General features: G+C 70.2%; 5 protein-coding genes. 3 read left to right on the plus strand and 2 right to left on the minus strand.

What is annotated here, in order from left to right:
* Positions 1-178: 178 nt before the first annotated feature.
* Entirely contained in the window at positions 179-838 is a 660-nt protein-coding gene (locus SLNSH_RS24180) for a glutathione S-transferase family protein (RefSeq protein ID WP_106340835.1), read from the minus strand.
* 235 nt (positions 839-1073) lie between these two features.
* Between SLNSH_RS24180 and SLNSH_RS24185 the strand changes: the two genes are divergently transcribed.
* Both SLNSH_RS24185 and SLNSH_RS24190 read left to right on the plus strand, forming a co-directional pair.
* The gene (locus SLNSH_RS24185) at positions 1074-1619 is read left to right on the plus strand and encodes a chromate transporter (protein ID WP_106340837.1); all 546 of its coding nucleotides are present in this window, start codon (positions 1074-1076) and stop codon (positions 1617-1619) included.
* Positions 1612-2151: a chromate transporter gene (locus tag SLNSH_RS24190; RefSeq protein ID WP_106340839.1), complete on the plus strand. Its 540-nt coding sequence runs from the start codon at positions 1612-1614 to the stop codon at positions 2149-2151. Before SLNSH_RS24185 ends, SLNSH_RS24190 begins: the two co-directional genes overlap by 8 nt.
* Before the next feature lie 3 nt (positions 2152-2154).
* On the opposite strand, the gene zwf is transcribed toward SLNSH_RS24190, so the two are convergent.
* Complete coding sequence (gene zwf, locus SLNSH_RS24195; RefSeq protein WP_106340841.1) at positions 2155-3717, minus strand: glucose-6-phosphate dehydrogenase; 1563 nt, start codon at positions 3715-3717, stop codon at positions 2155-2157.
* A 168-nt stretch (positions 3718-3885) separates the two neighbouring features.
* Between zwf and SLNSH_RS24200 the strand changes: the two genes are divergently transcribed.
* Positions 3886-4069: lycopene cyclase family protein (locus tag SLNSH_RS24200; RefSeq protein WP_158266884.1), on the plus strand; the 184-nt coding region annotated here is incomplete at its 3' end.

The raw sequence follows: 4069 nt of genomic DNA on the forward strand, positions 1-4069 counted from the left end.
GCGCCCCGGCCTCGCTGTTCTGCCCTTCGGAGCGCAGGGGGCTCTTGTCCCCAAAACGTTCACCCAGTCCCCCTGGATCCCCTTCCCGGCGCTTCGCGCCGCCGGGGATGACGGCGGGGAGGGTGGAGCATCTCAGGCGCGAGCGGCGCGGGCGCCATCCAGAGATCTGCGCCGGGGATCAGTCCCTGTCAGGCGCCCCGAGCGGGAAGAGGCTCCGGAACGGTCGCGCCTCGTCGACGGCGCGAGCGAAGGAGGCACGGGCCAGCAAGGCCGCGCGGTAGGCGCGCAGGCGGGCGTGCTTCACCGGTATGGGGTGGACCCAGTCGGCGTAGAACAGCGCCGGCGCAGCGGCGCAATCGGCCAGGGTGAACGACGGTCCCGCCGCCCAGGCGCGCCCGTCCAGGCGTTCGTCCAGCCAGCCATAGGCCTTTTCCAGCAGCTCATGGGCCTGCGCCACCCCATACGGGTCGGGGTTTCCCTCCGGGCGGAGGGCTTCGGACACGATGCGCTGCATCGGCGTGTGCACGTAGTTGTCGAAGACCCGGTCGAGCAGGCGGGTCTCCAGGGCGGCTTCGCCGTCCGTGGGCACGAGCCGGACTGGGCCGGGGCGCCGGGCCGCCAGATGCTCGATGATGATGCTGGATTCCATGTAGGTCCGCCCGTCGTCGACCAGCACCGGCATGCGTCCGAGCGGCCAGAGCCTGGCGAGCGCCGCACCGTTCTCCGGCGAATCTGGCCCGAGCGGACGCCAGGAAAAAGCGGTCCCGTTCTCGTAGAGCGCCACGAGCACCTTCTGACAGTAGGACGAGAAAGGGTGGCCGTAGAACAGCAAAGTCATGATCGGGCCTCGAAGCGGGGGGTGGCCTCGCCCCGCAGGCTAGGGCCAACGCGGAAGGCGAACAACCGCCGACACGGATGCGCCACCTGTGCGCAGGGGACAGCATTCCACGCGCGAGAAGCCAGCCGCGGCCGGGCGACGCAGCCCTGCCGCGCCCGCGCTTGACCCCCGCCGTTCCCGGCCTGACAAGGTTCCAGCCGGCCGTCGGTCCCGGCCACGGATTCGGGAGGGCGGCATGGGTCGCGTCAGGCTGTGGGAGCTCTTCTCGATCTTCTTCCGCATCGGGATGTTCAGCTTCGGCGGCGGCCTTTCGGCCTGGATCTACCGGGAGATCGTCGAGCTGCGGGGCTGGCTGACAGAGCAGGAGTTCCTGTCCGGCATGGCGCTGTCGCAGATCCTGCCGGGCGCCAACGTCTCCAATCTGTCGGTCTATATCGGCCAACGGCTGCGGGGCGTATCAGGCGCCGTGGTTGCGCTGCTGGCGCTCCTCACCGCGCCCTTCCTCGCCGTCATTGGGCTGCTCGCGGTCTATGACCGCATCTCCGCCATTCCGTGGGCCGCCGCGGCCATGGACGGCGTCGCGGCGGCGGCGATCGGGCTGCTGCTGCGGATGGCGATCCGGGCCGGCCGGCAGGCCTCCACCACCCTCAGCGGAGCCGTGGCGCTCGCGGCCACCTTCATCGGGGTTGGCGTCCTGCGCTGGCCCCTGATCCCGGTGGTGCTGTGCGTCGCCCCGCTCTCGGTCGCAGCGGCCTGGCCAAGGGCGCCCAAGAATGCGTAACGACAGCCTGCTGGCGCTCGTCGCCGTCTTCGTCCCGTTCTCGCTGGTGTCGATCGGCGGCGGCCCCAGCATCTTCGCGGGGATCCAGCACCAGGCGGTGGACGTGCGCCAGTGGGTATCTGCCCGCGAATTCGTCGAGATCTTCGCCATCTCGCGCGCCGCGCCGGGGCCAGGCTCCATGCTGGTCACCCTCATCGGGTGGAAGGTGGGAGGCTGGCTCGGCGCGATCGTGGCGACCCTGGCGCTCTTCGTGCCGTCCTCGGTGCTCTGCTATGGGGTCGGATTGGCCTGGAACCGCTATCGCGGGCGCATTTGGCATACCGCCCTCGAGCGTGGGCTCGCCCCGATCGGCGCCGGGCTGATCCTGGCCGGCGTGCTGTCGATCTTCCAGATCGCCGGGGCGGGCTTCCTGTCCTGGGCGGTCGCCGGGGCCGCCGCGGGGATCCTCGCCCTCCGACCGAGCGTACACCCCCTCCTGCTGTTCGCAGGCGGCGGGGCCGTGTTCGCCGCGGCGGCCATGACGCCCGCGTGAAAGTCAGCGCGGCAGGATGGGCCGCCAGCGCCGGCCATGGTTGCCGAGCAAGGCCTCGGCCTGCTCCGGGCCGCTCGAACCAGCCGGATAGGGGCTGAGCGGAGCGGCCGGGTCCCGCCAGGCCTCCAGGATGGGCTCCACCAGCTCCCAGGCGCTTTCGATGTTGTCGGCCCGCTGGAACAGCGTCTGGTCGCCCGTCATGGCGTCGTAGATCAGCGTCTCGTAGCCGGTGCCGGGCTGGGCCTGAAAATGATCCACATAGGAGAACTGCATCTGCACGGGCTCGAGCCGCAGCCGTGGCCCGGGGACCTTGGCGCCGAACTGGAGCGAGATGCCCTCGTCGGGCTGGATCTGGATGACGAGCCAGTTGCCGGGGCAGCGCTCCATGCCGACGCCCTGGAAGAGGGCGAGCGGCGCGTGCTTGAACTGGATGGCGATCTCCGTCGTGCGCCGGGCCAGCGCCTTGCCCGTGCGCAGGAAGAAGGGCACGCCCGCCCAGCGCCAGTTGTCGATCATCAGCCGCATGGCGACATAGGTCTCGGTCCGGCTGTCCTGGGCCACGTTGGGCTCGCCGCGATAGGCCGCCCGCGGCTCCCCGGCGATCTCGCCGGCCTGATATTGCCCGCGCACCACGTCGCGGACGACCTCCTCGGGCGATAGCGGCTTCGTGGCGAGCAGCACGTCCTGCTTGCGGTTGCGCACCGCGTCCGCCTGGAACGAGCTTGGCGGCTCCATGGCGGTGAGCGTGAACAGCTGGACGAGGTGATTGGGCACCATGTCCCGCAGGGCGCCGGCGGCGTCGTAGAAGGCGCCGCGTTTTTCGACGCCTACGGTCTCGGCCACCGTGATCTGGACATGGTCGATGTGGTCGCGGTTCCAGACGGGCTCGAACAGGCCGTTGCCGAAGCGGAAGGCCATAATGTTCTGCACGGTCTCCTTGCCCAGGAAGTGGTCGATGCGGAATACCTGGTCCTCGCCGAGCAGGCTCAGCACCTTCCGGTTGAGCGCCTGCGCGCTGGCGAGGTCATGGCCAAAGGGCTTCTCGATGATCACTCGCCGCCAGGCCTCGCCCTCCTGTCGCGTGAGACCCGCGCTGTGCAACCCCTCGATGATCGGCTCGAACAGGGAAGGCGCGACCGCGAGGTAGTAGAGGACGCCTCCTTCCGCGCCCTTGCCGCCCCGGCTGGCCGCGATGCGCTCGCCCAGTCGCACGTAGGTCTGCGGGTCGTTGAGATCGCCGGCCAGGTAGTCGAGGTCGGCGGTCAGCCGCTTCCAGGCGTCCTCGTCGACCTGCAATGGGCCGTTGGGCCCCTGCTTGCCCGCTGCGTAGCGCTGGAGGCCTTCGTGCAGGTCCTGCCGAAGGGCGTCCGCGCTCATGTCCGAGCGGCCGACTCCGACGATCGCGAAGTCCGGGGCGAGAAGTCCGCTCCGCTCCAGGTTGTAGAGGGCCGGGGTGAGCAGCCGATGGGTCAGATCGCCCGTCGCCCCGAAGATGACGAGCACGCACGGCGGGGCTGGGGGAGAGCCCAATCCATGGCCGGTGGCGGGTGCGAAAGCGATGTTCATGGCGGTCCTCGCCCGTGCAGGTCGCGCGCCGCGGGCCCGGTGCGGCGATGCGCGTCCAGAACCGGAGCGGGCGCCCCTTCGTTCCGGGCCCGGCCCCCTTTAACATATAGGCGAGAATCCCGGCAGCGCCGCCTGTCGGCAGGCCCTGCGTCCAGGTGAACGGCTCCGATGTCACAGACCACCCCCGAAGGCACGTTCGACTACATCGTCGTGGGCGCCGGCTCCGCCGGCTGCGTGCTGGCGAACCGGCTGTCCGCCGACCCGCGCAACCGTGTGCTGGTGCTGGAAGCGGGCGGGATGGACAACTGGATCTGGTACCACATCCCGGTCGGCTACCTGTTCGCCATCGGCA

The sequence above is a fragment of the Alsobacter soli genome, from assembly GCF_003004785.1.
GTDB lineage: Bacteria > Pseudomonadota > Alphaproteobacteria > Rhizobiales > Beijerinckiaceae > Alsobacter > Alsobacter soli.